The sequence below is a fragment of the Allokutzneria albata genome (assembly GCF_900103775.1).
Classification (GTDB): Bacteria; Actinomycetota; Actinomycetes; order Mycobacteriales; family Pseudonocardiaceae; genus Allokutzneria; species Allokutzneria albata.
In genome coordinates this window covers 353,490-372,552 of the sequence record NZ_LT629701.1, presented here as the reverse complement: position 1 = coordinate 372,552, position 19,063 = coordinate 353,490, and the positions used below count along the sequence as shown (strand labels likewise).

At 71.2% G+C, this 19,063-nt stretch carries 17 protein-coding genes; 5 read left to right on the top strand and 12 right to left on the bottom strand.

All coding sequences use genetic code 11. From position 1 onward, the window contains the following. Positions 1 to 72: 72 nt before the first annotated feature. From prcA to dop, 4 genes are all read right to left on the bottom strand, one after another. The gene (prcA, locus tag BLT28_RS01715) at positions 73 to 891 is read right to left on the bottom strand and encodes a proteasome subunit alpha (RefSeq protein ID WP_030429208.1); all 819 of its coding nucleotides are present in this window, start codon (positions 889 to 891) and stop codon (positions 73 to 75) included. Between the two features lie 53 nt (positions 892 to 944). Next, entirely contained in the window at positions 945 to 1,796 is an 852-nt protein-coding gene (prcB, locus tag BLT28_RS01710) for a proteasome subunit beta (RefSeq protein WP_030429209.1), read from the bottom strand. 59 nt (positions 1,797 to 1,855) lie between these two features. Further along, complete coding sequence (locus BLT28_RS01705) at positions 1,856 to 2,050, bottom strand: ubiquitin-like protein Pup (protein ID WP_030429210.1); 195 nt, start codon at positions 2,048 to 2,050, stop codon at positions 1,856 to 1,858. A 103-nt stretch (positions 2,051 to 2,153) separates the two neighbouring features. After that, positions 2,154 to 3,653 carry a depupylase/deamidase Dop gene (gene dop, locus BLT28_RS01700; RefSeq protein ID WP_030429211.1) on the bottom strand — a complete coding sequence of 500 codons (1,500 nt, stop codon included), beginning with the start codon at positions 3,651 to 3,653 and terminating at the stop codon, positions 2,154 to 2,156. A 37-nt stretch (positions 3,654 to 3,690) separates the two neighbouring features. On the opposite strand from dop, the gene BLT28_RS01695 reads away from it, so the two are divergent. Beyond that, the gene (locus BLT28_RS01695; RefSeq protein ID WP_231950588.1) at positions 3,691 to 4,251 is read left to right on the top strand and encodes an NUDIX hydrolase; all 561 of its coding nucleotides are present in this window, start codon (positions 3,691 to 3,693) and stop codon (positions 4,249 to 4,251) included. On the opposite strand, the gene BLT28_RS01690 is transcribed toward BLT28_RS01695, so the two are convergent. After that, on the bottom strand, positions 4,205 to 4,567 hold the full coding sequence (locus BLT28_RS01690) for a DUF1304 domain-containing protein (protein WP_030429213.1): 363 nt from the start codon (positions 4,565 to 4,567) through the stop codon (positions 4,205 to 4,207). The genes BLT28_RS01695 and BLT28_RS01690 overlap by 47 nt on opposite strands. A 161-nt stretch (positions 4,568 to 4,728) precedes the next feature. On the opposite strand from BLT28_RS01690, the gene BLT28_RS01685 reads away from it, so the two are divergent. After that, positions 4,729 to 5,871 (top strand): serine/threonine-protein kinase, encoded by a 1,143-nt coding sequence (locus BLT28_RS01685; protein ID WP_052407225.1) that lies wholly within the window; start codon positions 4,729 to 4,731, stop codon positions 5,869 to 5,871. Here BLT28_RS01685 and BLT28_RS01680 read toward each other — a convergent pair. Continuing rightward, complete coding sequence (locus BLT28_RS01680; protein WP_030429215.1) at positions 5,847 to 7,721, bottom strand: vWA domain-containing protein; 1,875 nt, start codon at positions 7,719 to 7,721, stop codon at positions 5,847 to 5,849. The genes BLT28_RS01685 and BLT28_RS01680 overlap by 25 nt on opposite strands. 102 nt (positions 7,722 to 7,823) lie before the next feature. Between BLT28_RS01680 and BLT28_RS01675 the strand changes: the two genes are divergently transcribed. Further along, on the top strand, positions 7,824 to 8,351 hold the full coding sequence (locus tag BLT28_RS01675; RefSeq protein ID WP_030429216.1) for a hypothetical protein: 528 nt from the start codon (positions 7,824 to 7,826) through the stop codon (positions 8,349 to 8,351). A gap of 54 nt (positions 8,352 to 8,405) precedes the next feature. Here BLT28_RS01675 and BLT28_RS01670 read toward each other — a convergent pair whose 3' ends face one another. From BLT28_RS01670 to arc, 4 genes are all read right to left on the bottom strand, one after another. After that, on the bottom strand, positions 8,406 to 10,922 hold the full coding sequence (locus tag BLT28_RS01670; RefSeq protein WP_030429217.1) for an FtsX-like permease family protein: 2,517 nt from the start codon (positions 10,920 to 10,922) through the stop codon (positions 8,406 to 8,408). A 7-nt stretch (positions 10,923 to 10,929) separates the two neighbouring features. After that, on the bottom strand, positions 10,930 to 11,691 hold the full coding sequence (locus BLT28_RS01665) for an ABC transporter ATP-binding protein (RefSeq protein WP_030429218.1): 762 nt from the start codon (positions 11,689 to 11,691) through the stop codon (positions 10,930 to 10,932). 109 nt (positions 11,692 to 11,800) lie between these two features. Beyond that, complete coding sequence (locus BLT28_RS01660; protein WP_052407226.1) at positions 11,801 to 13,027, bottom strand: MFS transporter; 1,227 nt, start codon at positions 13,025 to 13,027, stop codon at positions 11,801 to 11,803. Between the two features lie 300 nt (positions 13,028 to 13,327). Beyond that, complete coding sequence (gene arc / locus BLT28_RS01655) at positions 13,328 to 15,130, bottom strand: proteasome ATPase (RefSeq protein ID WP_030429220.1); 1,803 nt, start codon at positions 15,128 to 15,130, stop codon at positions 13,328 to 13,330. A 228-nt stretch (positions 15,131 to 15,358) separates the two neighbouring features. Here arc and BLT28_RS39625 point away from each other — a divergent pair, with 228 nt between their 5' ends. Together BLT28_RS39625 and BLT28_RS01645 are read left to right on the top strand one after the other, a co-directional pair. After that, complete coding sequence (locus BLT28_RS39625; protein WP_156050863.1) at positions 15,359 to 16,015, top strand: Rv0361 family membrane protein; 657 nt, start codon at positions 15,359 to 15,361, stop codon at positions 16,013 to 16,015. Between the two features lie 37 nt (positions 16,016 to 16,052). Beyond that, entirely contained in the window at positions 16,053 to 16,961 is a 909-nt protein-coding gene (locus BLT28_RS01645) for an Rv0361 family membrane protein (RefSeq protein ID WP_052407227.1), read from the top strand. A 60-nt stretch (positions 16,962 to 17,021) separates the two neighbouring features. On the opposite strand, the gene BLT28_RS01640 is transcribed toward BLT28_RS01645, so the two are convergent. Further along, complete coding sequence (locus BLT28_RS01640) at positions 17,022 to 17,852, bottom strand: tRNA (adenine-N1)-methyltransferase (protein ID WP_030429223.1); 831 nt, start codon at positions 17,850 to 17,852, stop codon at positions 17,022 to 17,024. A 60-nt stretch (positions 17,853 to 17,912) separates the two neighbouring features. Further along, positions 17,913 to 19,046, bottom strand: coding sequence for a site-2 protease family protein (locus tag BLT28_RS01635; protein WP_052407228.1), 1,134 nt, complete (start codon positions 19,044 to 19,046; stop codon positions 17,913 to 17,915). Positions 19,047 to 19,063 lie beyond the last annotated feature (17 nt).

Below are 19,063 nucleotides of genomic sequence, written 5' to 3'. Positions count from 1 at the left end.
CGGGGTCGGGGGCGGTCGGAGACGTTCGCGGCGGGGGTTCGGGGGACGTGCGGACCGTCCTCCCCGGCGATGTCAGGACTTCGGCTTGTCGTCGCCTTCGGGGGTCGTGTCGTCGGACTTGTCGGCCTCGTCGGCGGGCTTGTCGGCCTCGTCGGCGGGGGCGGGGAACAGGGCCTCCAGGTCGGCGCCGACGATGCGGCGGAAGGCGCGCTGCGGGCGGGTGCGGTCCAGGATCGCGACCTCGAGCTTGCCGCCGGAACCGCTGCCGCTCTTGGGCGCGGGCACGGCCGCGGCCTGCTGCTTGGCGTTGGCCGGGGTGGGCGTGCCCGCGTTCAGCGCCGCCGCGGCGACCTGGACCGCGTCGGCCAGCTCCATGTTCTCCCGGTAGGACTCCTTGAGCGCGTTGCTGATCGCCTCCGCGTGCCCGCCCATGACCACGAACTGCGGCTCGTCGAAGATCGAGCCGTCGTAGGTGAGCCGGTAGAGCTGGTCCTCCTCGGCGGAGTCACCGACCTCGGCGAGGCAGATCTCCACCTCGAAGGGCTTGAGCTGCTCGGTGAAGATCGAGCCGAGGCTCTGCGCGAAGACGTTGGCCAGCGCGCGGGCGTTGACGTCGCGCGGGTGGTAGGAGTACCCGCGCACGTCGACCCAGCGGATGCCCGCGGTGCGCAGGTTCTCGAACTCGCTGTAGCGCCCGACCGCGGCGAAGCCGATCCGGTCGTAGATCTCGGAGACCTTGTGCAGCGTGGTGGACATGTTCTCGGCGACGAAGAGCACTCCGCCGGCGTAGCTGAGCACGACGACGCTGCGGCCCTTGGCGATGCCCTTGCGGGCCAGCTCCGAGCGGTCCCGCATCACCTGCTCGGCTGAGGCGTACAACGGCATGGTCATGGCGAGCTCCAGGCGTGAAGAGAGAGGTCAGGGCCAGGGGTGGTCGGGGGCGCTCAGCCGCCGGGGCGTTCGTGGCGCCCGCGCACCACGGCCTCGGCGACCTCGGCGACCTCGTCCGCGCCGAGCCGGACCGACCCGCTCGCGTCGACGGTCGCGACCACCGGGTAGATCCGCCTGGTCAGGTCGGGCCCGCTGGTGGCCGAGTCGTCGTCGGCGGCGTCGTAGAGCGCCTCGACAGCGGTGCGCACGGCCGTGTCCCGGTCCGCGGTCACCTCGTGCCGCTTCTTCAGCGCGCCCTTGGCGAACACCGAACCCGAGCCGACGGCGTGGTAACCGCCGTGCTCGTCGTAGCGCCCGCCGGTGACGTCGTAGGAGACGATCCGCCCTGCCCGCTTGTCCACGTCGTAGCCGACGAACAGCGGCAGCACCGCCAGCCCGGCCATCGCCGCGTCGAGGTTCCCGCGCAGCATGGTGGCCAGCTTGTTCGCCTTGCCGTCCAGGGACAGCGGGACGCCTTCGAGCTTCTCGTAGTGCCGCAGCTCGACGGTGAACAGCCGGACCATCTCCACCGCGAGTCCCGCGGCACCCGCGATGCCCACGGCCGAGTACTCGTCGGTGAGGAAGACCTTCTCCATGTCGCGCTGGGCGATCACGTTGCCCATGGTGGCCCTGCGGTCACCCGCGATGAGCACGCCGCCGTCGTAGACCAGCGCCACGATCGTGGTGCCGTGCGGCGCGTGCGCCCCCGGCCCGCCGTGGAGGTCGCCGCCGGGGGCGTACCTGCGCCCCGGCAGCAGGTCGGGCGCGGCGGCCTGCAGGAACTCGCTGAACGACGACACGCCCGGGGTGAAGAAGGCGGACGGCAGGGCTGCGCCCGGGTAGGACCGGGCCGAGGGGTTGTCCATCGGCTGTCTCTCCATGGGTTGTTCGGCGGGACGGGAGCGAAGGGCGTGCGCCCGTGCGGCTACTCGCCGCCCTTCTGCACGTACGCCCGGACGAAGTCCTCGGCGTTCTCCTCGAGGACGTCGTCGATCTCGTCGAGGATCGAGTCGACGTCCTCGCCCATCTTCTCCCGGCGTTCCTGACCGGCCGCGGCAGCGCCGTCCTGCTCGTCGTCGCCGTCGCCGCCGCCCTGGCGCTGCTTCTGCTCCTGTGCCATCTCGCCCTCCGGTTCGATAGGCGCCTGTGTCCAAACAGTACCGATCGGGACCGACACTCGTCCCGCGTCCGGCGTTGCTCCGTCTGATCGATCTTGTTACGGATCAGCGTCGGGTCAGGGTCGCCACCAGCTGTTCGGCGGTTTCCGAGTCCTGCAACAGCTGTTCCACGTGCGCCTTCGTCCCGCGCAGCGGCTCAAGGGTGGGGATGCGCACCAGCGACTCCCGGCCCAGGTCGAAGATCACCGAGTCCCAGGACGCCGCGGCCACCTCGCCGGGGTAGCGGGCCAGGCAACGGCCGCGGAAGTAGGCCCTGGTGTCCTGCGGCGGCTCCTGGATGGCCTCGCGGACCTCCTCCTCGGTGACCAGCCTGCGCATCGAGCCGCGCGCCACCAGCCGGTTGTACAGGCCCTTGTCCAGCCGCACGTCGGAGTACTGCAGGTCGACCAGCTGCAGCCGGGGCGAGGCCCAGTTCAGCCCGTCGCGGGCGCGGTAGCCCTCCAGCAGCCGCAGCTTCGCGGGCCAGTCCAGCCGGTCGGCGCACTCCATCGGGTCCCTGGCCAGCGCGTCCAGCACCTCGCCCCACACCCGCAGCACGTCGAGGGAGGACTTGTCGCCGCCGTGCCGGTGGTAGAACTCCGTCGCCCGGTCGTGGTAGGCGCGCTGGATGTCCAGGCCGGTGTACTTGCGCCCACCGACCAGGTCGACCTTGACCTTCAGCGAGGGGTCGCGGCTGATCGTGTGCACCGAGCGGACCGGATCGGACAGCCGCAGGTCGTCGAAGCGCAGCCCGGCCTCGATCATGTCCAGCACCAGCGCGGTGGTGCCCACCTTGAGGTAGGTGGAGTACTCGGCGAGGTTGGCGTCGCCGATGATCACGTGCAGCCTGCGGTACTTGTCCGCGTCGGCGTGCGGCTCGTCGCGGGTGTTGATGATCCCGCGCTTGAGCGTGGTCTCCAGGCCGACCTCGACCTCGATGTAGTCCGAGCGCTGGGAGAGCTGGTAGCCCGCGTCCTCGCTGGAGGCGCCCAGGCCGACCCGGCCGGAGCCGACGACCACCTGGCGGGAGACGAAGAACGGGGTCAGCCCCGCGATCACCGCGGTGAACGGGGTGGAGCGGGACATCAGGTAGTTCTCGTGGGTGCCGTAGCTGGCGCCCTTGCCGTCGATGTTGTTCTTGTAGAGCTGGATCCGGGGCTGGCCGGGCACGCTCGCCGAGCGCAGCGCCGCCTCCTCCATGATCCGCTCGCCCGCCTTGTCCCAGATCACCACGTCCCGCGCGTTGGTCAGCTCGGGGGTGGAGTACTCCGGGTGCGCGTGGTCGACGTAGAGCCGCGCGCCGTTGGTGAGGATGACGTTGGCCGCGCCGAGGTCCTCGACGTCCGGGTCGGTCGGGGGCAGACCGGGCGCGCCCAGGTCGAAGCCCCGCGCGTCCCGCAACGGTGATTCCACCTCGTAGTCCCAGCGCGCGCGTCGCGCCCTGGGGATCTCGGCCGCCGCCGCATAGGCGAGGACGACCTGGGTGGAAGTGAGCACCGGGTTGGCCGCAGGGTCGCCCGGCACGGAGATGCCGTACTCCACCTCGGTTCCCATGATCCGCCGCATGTGTTGCACCTTACGGCCTCCGTGTGACGATCAGGGGGTGGCGGTGATCGACGAGTTGGTTGCGATCTTCGACGCGCGCGGTAACAGGGTCGGTTCGCGGCCGCGGTCGGTCATGCGCGCCGAGGGGCTGTGGCACGCCTCGACGGCCGTCCTGGTGCGCTCGACCGACGGGGCCCGGGTGTACGTGCACAGGCGCAGCGACTCGAAGGACTTCGCGCCCGGGATGTACGACTGCTGGGCGGGCGGTGTGCTCGGCGCCGACGAGGACCCGGCCTCGTGCGCGGAGCGCGAGCTGGCCGAGGAGCTGGGGATTTCCGGTGTGCCGGTGGAGCCGCTGTTCACCGCCATCTACCTCCGGCCGCCGGTCCGCGCGCACATGTTCGCCTTCGAGGCGCGGTGGGACGGGCCCGTGGTGTGGCAGCCGGAGGAGGTGGTCGCCGGTGGCTGGATGGAGCTCGCCGAGCTGCGCTCGCGCCTGGCCGACCCCGGCTGGCCGTTCGTGCCCGACGGCCGCCAGCTGATCGAACGGTGGTTCCGACTCCAGGACGGCCTCAGCCCGCCAGCAACAGCGCCGCCAGGGTCAGAGCGCCCGGGATGACCTGCACGAACAGGATGCGTTTGGTGGCCGTGGCCGCTCCGTAGACGCCCGCGACGATCACGCAGAGGGTGAAGAAGACCTTGAACTGGAACCCGACGTCACCGCCGACGATCAGCCCCCACGCCAGGCCCGCGGCCAGGAAGCCGTTGTAGAGGCCCTGGTTGGCAGCGAGCGGGGCGGAGGCGGCGGCGAACTCCGGATCGGTGCCGAAGGCGGCGCGCGCCCGCGGGGTCTGCCAGAGGAACATCTCCAGCACCAGGATGTAGGCGTGCAGGACGGCGAGCACGCCGACCAGGATGTTCGCCAGGATCTGCATCGGCGCGGCCTCTTTCGCGACGTCAGGAAGTTTCGCTACGGGATCGTAGCGCACAGGTTTCGGGTCTGCGCGAAGCGAACCAAAACCGGGGCTGACCTGCCACAGGGGTAATCCGATCAGTGTCGCCCTCCAGCAGCGGCCCTCCAGTAGCGTCTGCGCCCGTGAGTGAGCTTGTTGCCGGGCGGTTCGCGCTCGTCGACCGGATCGGCGCGGGCGGCGCGGCGACGGTCTGGCGCGCCTACGACCACCGCGAACGCAAGTACTGCGCGGCGAAGCTGGCCAAGGGCACCAGCGCGGACGTGCTGGTCCGCGTCGTCCGCGAGCAGGGCGTCCGGCTCACCCACCCGCACGTCCTGAGCCCCTACACGTGGGCGGCGGGGGACGACGGGGTCCTGGTCGCCAGCGAACTGGTGCGGGGCGGCACCTTGCTGGCGCTCGTCCGCGACCACGGCGCGCTCCCCTGGCGCTACGCGGCCGAGATCGTGCTGCAACTGCTCAGCGCGCTCGACCACGTGCACTCCGCCGGACTGCTGCACCGCGACGTGAAGCCGTCCAACGTGCTGATGGAGGCGACCGGGACGGGAGCACCGCACGCGCGGCTCGCGGACTTCGGCATCGCGTACCCGACGAACGGGCCGCGCCTGACCGAGGTGGGCTTCGTGGTGGGCACTCCCGGCTACCTCGCGCCGGAGATCCTGGCGGGCCACCCACCGCAGCCGAGCCAGGACCTGTTCGCGCTCGGAGTGCTCGCGTGGCAACTGTTCGCGGGCGAGGAGCGACCCGAGCGGCGCAGCGGCACCACCGCCCCGCCCGGCGTACCGGGTCCGGTGTGGACAGTGATGAGCCGGTTGCTGGACACCGATCCGCGGCAGCGATCCGATGCGGGCGAGCTGCACGCGCACCTGGCGCACGTGCTCTCCGGAAACCCGTTGCACCTGCCCGCGATCAGCCCGGTCACCGGGGAGCCGATCGAGGTCTACGACGTGCTCGGCGCCCTGCCCGGGTCCGGGCTACCAGTGACCAAAGTGGACACACGTTCGCAGAAGCCGCGACGTGCGTTGGTGTTCGGCGGGATCGGCGTGCTGCTCGCCGCGGCGGCGACGGCCGGAACCCTGCTGCTGGGCGAAGAAAACCCCGCAACACCGAACCCGCCACCGGCGACCGGCGCCGCGCGGGCGGACATCAAGGTCGACGACCCCTGCAACTGGCAGGACGTAGCGAACCAGGAAACCTCCTCGACCGGCGTCCTGGTCCGCTGCGTCCGCCAATCCAACGGTGACTACCGCTGGAAACCCGTGGGCTGACGACGCCTGCTCCGCGCCACGAACCAGATCACGAGCAGCACCACCAGAACCGCGGCGACCGCCACGACGACCCACACGACGGTCGCACTGCCCTGGGAAGCCGTGTTCTCGACGGCGACCGGGGCGCCCCGCTCGCCGCTGGCGGTCGGGCCGGCAGCTGCGGCGCCGACGTACTCCGGACCCGGTTCCTGCGCTCCCCCAACGGTCAGGTCGAGGTGCACCGGCACGGCCTTGGGCGGCTGCTGGTCCCCGGCGATCGGGCGGCCGAGCTTCACCGCGATGTAGTACCAACCGGCGATGTTCGCCATCCGGTCCTTGTTGTCGTCGGCGGTGCGGTTGGCGTAGCGGACCGGCTTGGTCGCGAGTGCACGCCCGTTGCCGGGAAGGACGGTGCCACTACCCGTGTAGGCCGTGCGGTCGCTCTCGATCGGACGGCGGAACGGCGAGTAGAGGGTGGTCTCGACGTTCACGATGTTCGACGTGTCGCGGCCCGGAGTCGAGTCGTAGCGGACCTGGTAGGCCAGCCCCTGACCCCAGTTCAGCCGAACCCGGTAGAAGACGAACTCCCCCTGCTGCAAGGTGTCCGTGTAGTGACCGCTGCCGTCGAGGGTGCCCGCGACGGAGAACGACCCACCTCCGGCGACAGGCCGCCCGGGTCCACCCTGCGCGCGCAGCGCGACCTTGTCCGCGGCGACGGCCGGGCCGGGGTGCCCGGCGAGCGGAGGCTCCACGCCGACGATCAGCTCCAGCGGCAGGCGCTCGGGCTGGTCGGTGGAGGCCGGGCCCCACTCCACCTGGAAGGCGTAGCGACCGGCGCCCGCGCAGTTCTTCCCGGTCTTCTTGGCGCCCTCCCAGGTGATCGCCGCCGAGACGGTCTCGCCGTCCTTCGACATCGTGGTCTGTTCGCTCTCGAACTTGTGGCAGTCGCTGCCGTTGGCGTCGAAGACGCGCAACCGCAGGCCGTTGATGTCCTGACGGTCCGGCACGGTGCCGCGCGGGTACGACATGGTCGCGCTGAAGTAGGCCGTGGCGCCCTCGGGAACGTCGACCGCGTAGAACCGCTTCTCGTCACGACCGATGGTGTCCAGGTACTGCCCGGGGTTCAGCGCCGGAGCGCTCGGCGCGTCGGGCGTTCCCGCCACCGGCTCCCCGGCGTGCTGGTAGTTCCGCAGCGCGCTCGCGGCGACGCGGGGCAGCACGCGCTCCAGGGACTTCGGGTCGGGCGCGTCGGTGTAGGTGCCACCCGTGGTCTGCGCGATGCACGTGAGCTGCTTGCGCGCGGCGGCGTCCACGCCGAAGCCGATGGTGTGCGCGATGAGGTCGACGCCCTGCTGCCGCAACTCCTTGGCGACCTCGCACGGGTCCGGCGGAGCGCAGGTGTCGATGCCGTCTGAGACCAGCACGATCGAGCGCGGACCGGACTTCGGCAGCGTGTCCGCCGCCGTGCGCAGCGCGGCGCCGATCGGTGTGTAGCCGCGCGGGGTGATGCCGTCGACGGCAGCCGTCAAGGCCGCCTTGTCGATCTGCTCGGCGCGGCGCAGCACGGTGACGTCCTTGCAGCCCGCGGTCTTCTCCGCATCGGAGGAGCCGGTCGAAGTCCCGTAGACCGTCAGCCCCATCCTGGCTTCGGCCGGGGCCGCTGTGATCACTGAGCGGACCGCGTTCTTTGCCGCGTCCATCCGCGTGAGGCCCGCGTCGGCCTTGGTCATCGACCCGGAGGCGTCCAGGACGAGCATGGTCGGCGTGTACTCGCGAGGCTGTTCGGGCTGTTCGGCGGCGCGTGCCGGAGCTGCGACGGGCGCGAGGGCGAGCGCCCCGGCCACCAGTGCCGCCACGGTAGTTCTGGCCATAGTTCACTGCTCCACGGTTCGGAGGCGATCAACTGTTACGCTCGTTAACGCCTCAGACGCACCTGCAAACGTAATGGTTCCACTTGAGAATAACCCGGGGGCATGATGGACGTCGTCGCACGCAACCAGCGACTGCAGGAGGAGTGGTACGGCGAGCAGCTGGGCGCGAAGGTGCGCAGGCTCCTGCCACCGCTCGGCCTGTCCCAGTCGGCCTTCGCGGACGTGCTCGGCCTGTCCGCGCCGATGCTCTCGCAGCTGATGTCCGGCCAGCGCGCCAAGATCAGCAACCCGGCGGTGCTCTCCCGGCTGCTCGCACTGGAGGCGCTGGTCACCGATCCGGGCTTCCCGCGACTGCCCCAGGCCGAGCTGCGGGAGCGGATCGCCGAGATCCGCGCGGACACACCGTCGACCTCCGCCGCGCTGCGGCTGGCCACCGGCGCCCAGCCCCTGCCCGCCGCCGACCCGGTGCCCGCCATCCAGGCGCTGCTGCGCGCGCTGGCCTCCGCCACGGAGATCGAGGCCGCCGCGGCACGGCTGGAGCCGGACCTGCCCGGCCTGGCCGAGTTCCTCAGGGTCTACGGCAACGGCCGCACCGACCACGCCCGCGAGCACTACACGAACACGCTGTAGGACAGGACGAAGGCGCCCACCATCCACAGTGGACGGTGGGCGCCTTCGCATCGGTCAGTCCGCCGCCAGCGCCTGCAACGGGCTGGTCTTGGCCGAGCGCCGGGCAGGTCCGACCGCCGCGATGAGGGTCAGCAGCAGCAGTCCACCGCCGACCACGGCCAGCTGGCCGTACGGGATGCTGACGATGTCGAACTCGCCGAGCGACTTGATGCCGAGCGCGCCGTAGAGCACGCCGAGCAGCAGGCCGAGCACAGCGGCGCAGGCGCCGAAGACCACCGCCTCCCACGCGAGCGTCGCCCGCATGCCGCCCCTGGTCAGGCCGAGGGCGCGGAGCAGGCCGTTCTCCTGGGTCCGCTCCACCACCGACAGTGACAGGGTGACCGCGACTCCGACCACCGCGACCAGCACGGTCATCCCGACCAGGCCGAGCGCGATCAGCGTCATCGTGTTGAACATCTCCTCCATCTCGGCCTTCGCGTCCCCGGGCGCGGTCACCGACAACGATGTGGTGCCCGCGAGCGCGGACTTCACCGCCGACTGGAGCTTCTCGGTGTCCACCCCGCCTGCCGGGTCCACCAGCATGGCGATGGGCTTGCTCCTGGGCGAGACCTTGACGAGGTCGTCGGGGTGCAGCACCGCCGAGCCGAGCGCGGTGTTGCCCCGGTAGATCGCGATCACCTTGGCCTGCAGCTGCTGTCCGCCGCCCGAGCCGTCCCCGGCGACGGGCAGCGTCTGGCCGAACTTCACCCCGAACTTCTCCGCGAAGGTGCGGGAAACCGCGACGGTGCCGGGCGCCAGGTCCTTCAGGGCGCCCTCGTCCGCGTTGGTCTGGGCGACCGGCGGATAGGAGGCCACGTCCATGCCCGCCACCGTGGTCGTGGTGGTCCCGAGCTTCACGTAGCCCTGGGAGACCAGGGCGAAGGCACCGGTCTCCGGCAGCTTGCGCACCTTCTCCGCCAACGCCGGGTCGATCCCCTCGGTCCGGCTGCCGGTCATGCCGACCTGGACGGCGGCCGGGTACTGCGAGGCCAGCCGGTCGGCGCTGCTGGCCTGGATCGAGCTCATGCCGACCAGCACGGCGCTCACCAGCACCACGCCGAGGGTGAGCACGGTGGTGGTGTTGGCCGTGCGCTTGGGCACCCGCAGCGCGTTGCCGACAGCGAGCCGTCCCGGAGTGCCGCCGACCAGCCGGACCAGGCCGCCGAGCAGTCGCGCCAGCAGCGGCATGATCACCGGACCGGCGGCGATCAGCGCGAAGAACGCCATCAGTCCCGAGACCGCGACCACCGCGAGCGAGAGGATCGACTCCTTGCCGCCCACCGGCAGCATCAGCAGGCCCACCGCGGCGAGGGTGAACAGCGCGGCGAAGACCATGCGCGTGGTGAACCGCGCCTGCCCGGCGTCGGTGACCTTGGCGGCGCCGAGCGCGGCGATCGGCGGCACCCTGGTCCCGCCGATGGCCGGGGACAGCGCGGCGATCATCGTCACCACGGTCGCCAGCAGCACGCACAGCAGCAGCTCCGGCACGGAGACCTGCAACGGCGGCAACGGGTCCTCGGTGAAGTTCCCGGCGATGGCCAGGCCCGCGTAGCCGAGGCCGACCGCGGCCAGCACACCGACGACACCGGCCACGACACCGGACAGCGCGGCCTCGAACATCAGCGACCGCAGCACCTGGCCGCGGCTCGCCCCGACGCAGCGCATCAGGGCGGTGCGACGGCGGCGCTGCGCCACCACGATCCGGAAGGTCGACGCCACCACGAGCGCGGCCGCGACAAGGGCGACACCGGTGAACACCGACAGGATCGCGAAGATCACGTCGACCACGCTGAGCGCGGCCTTCACCTCGGCGGCGCGCTGCTTGGCGCCGGTCTCCACCGTGACGTCGGTGCCCGCGGCCGAGCGCACGGCGCTCAGCAGCGCGCTCTCCGAGACACCGCCCGCCGCCGCGAGGGCGACCTGGTCGAAGCTGAGGCCCCTGCCCACGATCGCCTTGACCCCGTCGGGCGTGGCCACGACCGTGGAACCGTAGTCCCGCTTGCCCTTGACGATCGCCGTGACGGTGACGTCCTGGGTCGCCTTCCGGCCGTACACGGCGATGGACAACTTCGCGCCGACGGCCAGGCCGCTGGCCTTCGCGGAGTTCACGGTGAGGGCGACCTGACCGGGGCCGGACGGCGCCGTGCCGGTCACCACGGAGTAGCGGGCCAGCTGGCCCTTGACGCTGTCGGAGTGGATGTCCCAGTAGCCGGGCTCCGCGGTGCCGCCCGCCTTCGCCACGGTGATCGAGCGATCGGTGAAGGGCGCGGCCTCGGCGACGCCGGGGACGGCGCGCAGCTTCTGCACCAGGTCTTCGTCGACGGGCCTGCTGCCGCCCTTGACCACGACGGCCGCGTGCTCGGAGGTCACGCTCGCCTGGAGTTCCAGGCCCTTGCGCAGGGTGTCGGCGAACATGAACGTGCCCGCCGTGAACAGGGTCGCGACCACGACGGCGAGACCGGTGAGCAGCAACCGGGTCGGGCGCTGCCGCGCCTCGGCGAGGACGGCCGAGGTGAGTGGGGAACGAGCCACCGCCGCCTCACACTCCCAGGCGGCGCAGCGCGTCCAGCACGCTGTCCTGGGTCGGTCGGAAGATCTCCCCGGCCAGCTTGCCGTCGGCCAGCAGCACGACGCGGTCGGCGAAGGTCGCCGCGGCCGGGTCGTGGGTCACCATCACCACGGTCTGACCGAACTCGTGCACCGAGCGCCGCAGCAGGGTCAGCAGCTCGTGCCCGCTGCGCGAGTCCAGGTTGCCGGTCGGCTCGTCGGCGAAGACCACCTCGGGCCGGGTGACCAGGGCGCGGGCCACCGCGACGCGCTGCTGCTGGCCGCCGGAGAGCTCGGAGGGGCGGTGCCCGAGGCGCTGGCCGAGGCCGAGCACGCCGACGAGCATGTCCAGCCACTGCCGGTCCGGCTGCCTGCCCGCCAGTTCCAGCGGCAGCAGGATGTTCTGCAGCGCGGTCAGCTGCGGCAGCAGGTTGAACGACTGGAAGACGAAGCCGATCCGGTCGCGGCGCAGGGCGGTCAGGTCCCGGTCGGAGAGCCGGGTCAGGTCGGTCTGGCCGAGGAACACCCCACCGCCGCTCGCGGCGTCCAGCCCCGCGAGGCAGTGCATCATCGTCGACTTGCCCGAGCCCGACGGCCCCATGATCGCGGTGAACTTGCCCGCGTGGATGTCCAGGTTGACCCCGTCCAGCGCACGCACCGCGGCCTCGCCGCTGCCGTAGACCTTGACGAGGCCGACCGTGCGCGCCGCGACGCGCAGCTCGGTCCGGCCGCCGACGGGCGGAGCTGAAGTCACTGGTTCTTCTCCTTGCGTTGGTGCGATGTTCGACCGTCCACTTCGGACCAGCCCGAAGTGTCGGAGCCCGTCCGGTGCACAAGTCTCCGCACCGTAGCTGAGCCCGTCCTCAGGTGCTTCCCCGAGACAGACCCGGAGTTCGCCGCTTCGGTCCCCTGACGACCCGGACCGAGACCCTTTTCACAGTCCTGCCGCGCAACAGCCACGCACCCGCGGACATCGCGAGCGCGAGCAGCGCGACTCCCGTCAAGCCCACCCCGAGGTCGCTGGCCTCGGCCACGACGCCGATGAGGACCGGCCCGAGCAGCAGGCCGGTGTAGCCGAGCGCGCCGACCTGGGCGATGGCCGCGCCCGCCACCCGTTGCGGCACCACGGTCCCGGCGAGGGAGAAGGTCAGCGGCACCGCGACGCACACCGCCGCCCCGACCACCGCGAAGCCCAGCAACGCCGTCGCCGGCGCGTCGGCGAGCACGACGAGGACGAAAGCGGCGGCGGTGGCGATTCCGGACCAGACCAGCAGATGCCGCGCGCCGTAGCGGGCACTGGCCCGGTCCCCGAGCAGCCGTCCGGCGAGCATCGCCACCTCGAAGGCCGGATAGCCAAGCGCGGCAAGGGAATCCCCGGCGCCGAGCGCGTCGCGCAGGTACAGCCCGCTCCAGTCGGCGACCGAGCCCTCGATCAGGAAGGCGACGAAGCACAGCGCCCCGATGAGGTAGACCGCCGCCGGCATCCGGACGGCGCCGCCGGTCGCGGGCTCGGCGCCCTCCGACGCGGTCGGGTCGCACAGGTAGTCCCGGCCGAGCACCAGGGCGACCGGCACGCTCAGCGCTCCGGCGAGGGCGAGGGTCGGGGTGAAGCCCATGCCCAGCGCGGCGGCCCCGGCCCCGGTGAGGCCGCCGGTCACCGCGCCCGCGCTCCACCCCGCGTGCATCCCGCTCATCACCGGCCTGCCCATGGCCAGCTCCACAGTGGACGCCTGAGCGTTCATCGCGATGTCGGTGAGTCCGAACGCCATGCCGAAGACCACGACCGCGGCCAGCAGCACCGGGTAGGAACCGGCCGCCGACACCGCGAGCACGCCGAGCCCGACCGCGGGCGCCGCCAGCCGCAGCACGGTGCGACTGCCCACTCTGGACAGAACGGAACGGGACAGCTGCATGCACAGCAGCGCACCGGTGCCCCACGCGAAGACGGTGAACCCCACCGCGCCCTCACCGAGCGCGAGCCGGTCGGCCAGCGCGGGAATGCGCACGGTCCACACACCGAAGACGAAACCGACGAGGGCGAACGTGGCCACGCCTGCCCGCCGCGCGCGGGTCACTCCGGTGGTCGCCACCTCCGCATCACCCTTCCCCTGGGTGAACGCCGCTGACTGGGGACACGCGAGAAGAACACCACGGTGACCGGGAATTCGCGCCGCGAAATCGACGGTCAACGCGAACGGGTCCAATCCGGGCACGGTGAGTTCTCACCGCAGCGGCGCTAGCACTCCAAAGAGTCACCCCTTGGCTCAGCATTTCAGGGGACGCCACTCTAACCCAGGAGTGGCGCATCCTCCGCCGCCCCTCCTGGCACAGACGAATGGCCCCCGGGCCGGCGGGCCTGGGGGCCATTCGCGTGGAACAGCGGATACCGGCTAGAGGTACTGACCGGTGTTGTTGGCGTTGTCGATCGCCCGACCCGTCTCCTGGTTCTTGCCGGTGATCAGGGTGCGGATGTAGACGATGCGCTCGCCCTTCTTGCCGGAGATCCTGGCCCAGTCGTCCGGGTTGGTCGTGTTGGGCAGGTCCTCGTTCTCGGCGAACTCGTCCACGATCGCGTCGAGCAGGTGCTGCACGCGCAGACCCGACTGCTGCAGGTCCAGCACCGACTTGATGGCGGACTTCTTCGCCCGGTCCACGATGTTCTGGATCATCGCGCCGGAGTTGAAGTCCCGGAAGTACAGGACCTCCTTGTCACCGTTGGCGTAGGTGACCTCCAGGAAACGATTGTCCTCGGACTCCTCGTACATCCGCTCCACGGTGCGCTGGACCATCGCGTCGATGCAGGCGCGCTTGTCCCCGTGGAACTCGGCGAGGTCGTCCTCGTGGATCGGCAGGTTGTCGGTCAGGTACTTCGAGAAGATGTCCGTCGCCGCCTCGGCGTCCGGCCGCTCGATCTTGATCTTCACGTCGAGCCTGCCCGGCCGCAGGATCGCGGGGTCGATCATGTCCTCGCGGTTGGAGGCGCCGATGACGATGACGTTCTCCAGGCCCTCGACACCGTCGATCTCGCTGAGCAGCTGCGGCACGATCGTGGTCTCCACGTCGGAGCTGACACCGCTGCCCCGGGTCCGGAAGATCGAGTCCATCTCGTCGAAGAACACGATCACCGGCGTGCCCTCGGAGGCCTTCTCCCTGGCCCGCTGGAAGATCAGCCGGATGTGCCGCTCGGTCTCGCCGACGAACTTGTTGAGCAGCTCCGGGCCCTTGATGTTGAGGAAGTACGACCTGGCCTGGTCGCTGTTGGTGTCGCCCCGCGCCGCGGCCACCTTCTTGGCCAGCGAGTTGGCGACCGCCTTGGCGATCAGGGTCTTGCCGCACCCGGGCGGGCCGTAGAGCAGCACGCCCTTCGGCGGCCGCAGCTCGTACTCGCGGAACAGGTCCGCGTGCAGGAACGGCAGCTCCACCGCGTCGCGGATCTGCTCGATCTGCCGGAACAGGCCACCGATGTCCTCGTAGCGGACGTCGGGCACCTCCTCCAGCACCAGGTCCTCGACCTCGGCCTTGGGCACCCGCTCGTAGGCGTAGCCCGCCTTGCTGTCCACGAGCAGGGAGTCGCCCGGCTTGAGCGGCGCGTCCAGCAGCGGGGCCGCCAGGAGCACGACCCGCTCCTCGTCGGCGTGCCCGACGACCAGCGCCCTGGTCGCCCCGTCCACGTCCGTCTCGGTGGTGAGCAGCTCACGCAGGGTGCACACCTCGCCGATGCGTTCGAAGTCGCCGCCCTCGACCACGGTCAGCGCCTCGTTGAGCCGGACCGACTGCCCCTGCCGGAGGGTGTCGGTCTCGACCGCGGGGGACACCGCGACGCGCATGCGTCTGCCCGAGGTGAACACGTCGACGGTGTTGTCGGGATGCCTGGCCAGGAACACGCCGTAGCCGCTGGGCGGCTGGGCGAGCCGGTCCACCTCCTCTCGCAGGGCGAGGAGCTGACCCCGGGCCTCCTTGAGCGTCTCCACGAGCTTGGTGTTGCGCTCGGTGAGCTGGCTCACCCGGTTGGACGCCTCGGCCAGCCGCTGTTCCAGCAGCCGGACGTGCCGGGGCGATTCGGTCAGTTTGCGGCGCAACAGCGCCACTTCGTCCTCAAGAAAACGAATCTGCGCGCTCAACTCGGCCGCGCTGCCGCCACTCTTCCGCTCGCCGCCCTGCTCAGGGCGGCTGCCGGGATGGTCGTGCTGCATGTCGGCACCCTCCTCCCGCACTCGTGTGACCACGGTACCGGCGATCACCGACAACCGAGATGTCCGCCAGGCCACTTGGGCGTAACGAAGCCGATAAACGCCCGCTCGGCGGGATGAACTGCTCCATCTCGGTCACGGTGGGAACCAGGTACCCACTACCGTGCGTCCAGTAGCCGTTCTACAGCGTCCGATCGGGCGTTTTCCAGACAGAGCCCTTCAGGAGACCCGATGTCGACACCGCCTTGGCAGGGTGAACAGCCCGGGCAGCCGCCCGGGACCCCGCCCGAGCTGGGCAGTCGGCAGCCGTGGGGGTCGGTCGGCATGCGCTGGCAACACCAGCCACGGCAAGGGGATCCTCCGATCGGAACGTATGGAGTTGATCACGGAGCGCGACAGCGGGACCCCGGTGGCGGTGACCGCCGGACCTGGCCGTGGATCGCCGTCGGCGGTGCCATCCTGGCCGCCGGAGTGGCGGTGACCTCGGTGTTCGTGCTCAATGGCTCCGAAAAGGACGATCCGAGGGCGGTCGCGGAGGCCTATGCCGCCGCACTGTCCAAGGCGGACGGCAGTGACCGGAAGCTGCTGTGCGGCAAGGACAGGACTGCCCTGGAGGCGATGGATCAGGTGACGAAGGGACTGGGCGAGCTGACGAAGAGCCTCGGGCTCGGCGGCGGTCCGCTCACCCCGGAGAGCGCCTCCGTGACCTCGGTGACCGCCAACGGGGACACGGGAACGGCGACGGTGGAAATGAAGGTCAGCGGCTCCTCCCGGCCGGTGACCGAGACGTACGACCTCGTCACGGAGGACGGGGGCTGGCGGATCTGCGGTGTGACCAGGGGGCTCGGCCTGCTCGGCAACCTGGGTGGCCTGGGCGGTGGCCGCTGATGTCCGACAGTGATCGACGAGTGAAACAGGAACGGTGATGACCTACCCTCCCCAGCAGCCCTACGGCGGCCAGCCCGACCCCTACAACCAGGGTGGCCAGGGGCAGCAGCCCTACGGTCAGCAGCCGCCCAACACCGGCGGCTTCAACCAGCCTCAGGACCCCTACGGACAGCAGGCCCAGCAGCCCGGCGGCTACCCGGGTTACCAGGGACAGCCGGGTCAGCCCGGCCAGCCCGGTCCCTACGGCTACCCGCCGCAGGGCCAGCCCGGCCCCGGCGGCCCGCAGGGCCCCTACGGCCCGCCGCCCGGCTACGAGGGCTACGGCACCCCGCCCGGCAGCCCGAAGAAGCGCACCGGCCTGATCATCGGCATCATCGTCGCGGTGGTCGTGCTGGTCGGCGGTGGTATCGGCGCGTACTTCCTGTTCTCCGGCAGCAGCCCGGACGCCATCGCCCAGCGCGCGGCGCAGCTGATGACGGAGAGCTTCGGCAAGAACGTCACCGAGTACCCGATCGAGCAGTTCCGCGAGGGCCTCTGCGCCAAGGACATGGAGGTGCTGCAGAGTTCGCTGGAGAAGGAGCAGAAGCGCCAGCAGACCAACACCCGTACCACCACGCCGCGCAGCACCACGGCTTCGACCGCGAGGTTCGTGGTCAAGGAGGTCAAGGTGGAGGGCGAGTCGGGCAAGGCCGTCATCGAGCGGACGCTGTCCAGAGAGGGTAGCGAGGACAAGAAGCAGGACTACACCTACGACCTGCTCACCGAGAACGGTGACTGGAAGATCTGCGGCATCTTCAAGGCCAGCGACACTCCGCCGCCGGTGCCCACTGCCCCGAGCTCGCGGCCGCGGTCGTCGTTCTCGATGCCGTCCTTCACGATGCCGTCGATCACGATGCCGTCGATGCCGTCGTTCAGCTTCCCGTCGTTCCCGGTTCCCACCAGCTGATCCGCCTCCCGGCACCGCGAAGGGCGCCTCCCGCACTCCGGGGGGCGCCCTTCGGGTTCCTCAGCCCTTGCTGGGGCGGCGCTGCGGCTTCGGCGCGGTCACGCCCTCGGCCAGCAGGCGGGCGGTGAGCAGGAACGCGGTGTGCGCGACCATCCGGTGCTCCGGCCGCACCGCCAGCCCCACCGCGTGCCACGGGCGCATCAGCGTCTCCCAGGACTGCGGCTCGGTCCAGCAGGTCTGCTCGCGCAGCGCCTCGGTGATCCGGGACAGCTGCGTGGTGGTGGCGACGTAGACGGTGAGCACGCCGCCGGGCACCAGGTTCTGCTTGATCATCGGCAGCATGTCCCACGGCGAGAGCATGTCCAGCACCACGCGGTCCAGCTGCGGGCCGGTGTACTCCGCGGCGTCGCCGAGGCGCAGGTCCCAGTTGTGCGGGTGCTCGCCGAAGAAGCGCTGGACGTTGCGCTCGGCGTGCTCGTGGTGGTCCTCGCGCACCTCGTAGGAGGTGACCTGGCCCTTCTCCCCCACCGCGCGCAGCAGCGAGCAGGTCAGCGCGCCCGATCCGGCGCCCGCCTCCAGCACCCGGGCACCGGGGAAGATGTCGCCCCACATGACGATCTGCGCCGCGTCCTTGGGGTAGATCACCTGGGCCCCGCGCGGCATCGACAGCACGTAGTCGGCCAGCAGCGGCCGCAGCGCCAGGAACTGGGTGTTGCCGACCGAGGTGACCACGCTGCCCTCGGGCTTGCCGATCAGGTCGTCGTGCGCGATCGCGCCGCGGTGGGTGTGGTAGTCCTTGCCCGCCTCCAGCACGACCGTGTACTTGCGGCCCTTCGGGTCGGTGAGCTGGACCCGATCACCGGGCTGGAACGGGCCACTGGTCCTGCTCACTGCTGTCTACCTCCGGGGGCGATGCGTGCGTGGTTGGGCGCACGATCGTCGCATCCCCGGTCAGCGACCCCGCGCGGAGGCCAGCGCGACCCTCAGGTCCTCCCTGCGCAGCACCCCGCTCGGCCTGCCGTCGGCGTCGACGACGAGGAACTGCCAGGCCGCGCCCGCGCGCACCCGCTCGGCGATCTCCTCGCCCGGTTCGGAGTCCAGCAGCACCGTGTCGGCGCTGATCGGCTCGGCCGCCTGCTCCGCCGGGGTGTTCGGCTGCGCGGCGGCCAGGCGCTCCGCGACCGCGGTGTCCAGCAGCCCGACCGCGATCCCGTCCGCCCTGACCAGCACGACGCCCCGGCCCGCGGCCGCGGCGAGCGCGTCGGCGACCGGGCTCTCCGCGGGCAGCTGCAGCACCGGCCGCACCAGCTCCGCCAGGGTCAGCCCGGGGGGCCACGCGGTGCGGCGCTCCGCGGTGAACTCGGCGCTGGCGCCCGTCACGACGAACGCGGCCATCAGCACGCACACGCCCAGCCGCAACCACTGGTCCGGCCCGCCTTCGACCAGTCCTTGAATCGCCCACAGCACGAGCCCGGCGGCGACGATCCCGGCTCCGATCACCGCGGCCCTCGTTCCGGCGCCGCGACGGCCGGTGACCTGCCAGATCGCGGCGCGCACGATGCGACCGCCGTCCAACGGCAACCCCGGCAGCAGGTTGAACAGCGCCACCGCTCCGTTGGCGATCGTGGCCTGCAGCAGCAGGACCCAGGCCACGGTCTCCGGTTCCGCCATCACCAGCGCGAGGCCGAACACGCCCGTGAGCAGCAACGACACGACGGGCCCCGCCGCCGCGACCACGCCCTCGTGGATCGGGGTGGACGGGGTGCGCACGACCTCCGAGATCCCGCCCAGCATGTGCAACCGCACCCGGCGGACCGGCAGCCCCAACCGCAGTGCCGCGACGCAATGGCCCAGTTCGTGCAGCAACACCGAGATCGCCAGCAGGATCGCGAAGCCACCCGCCAGCAGAGCGGCGACCCACAGCGGACTGCCCGGCAGCAGCAGGCCGACCAGCGGTGTGTAGAACAGCACGACCAGCACCGCGAAGGCCCACCACGACGGCGCGAGCACCACCGGCACGCCGGACACCCGGCCGAGGAGCAGTCCTCCTCCGCCGTGCCCGCTCCACCGTCCCGCGGTCGTCACGCACAGCAGCGTAGGGG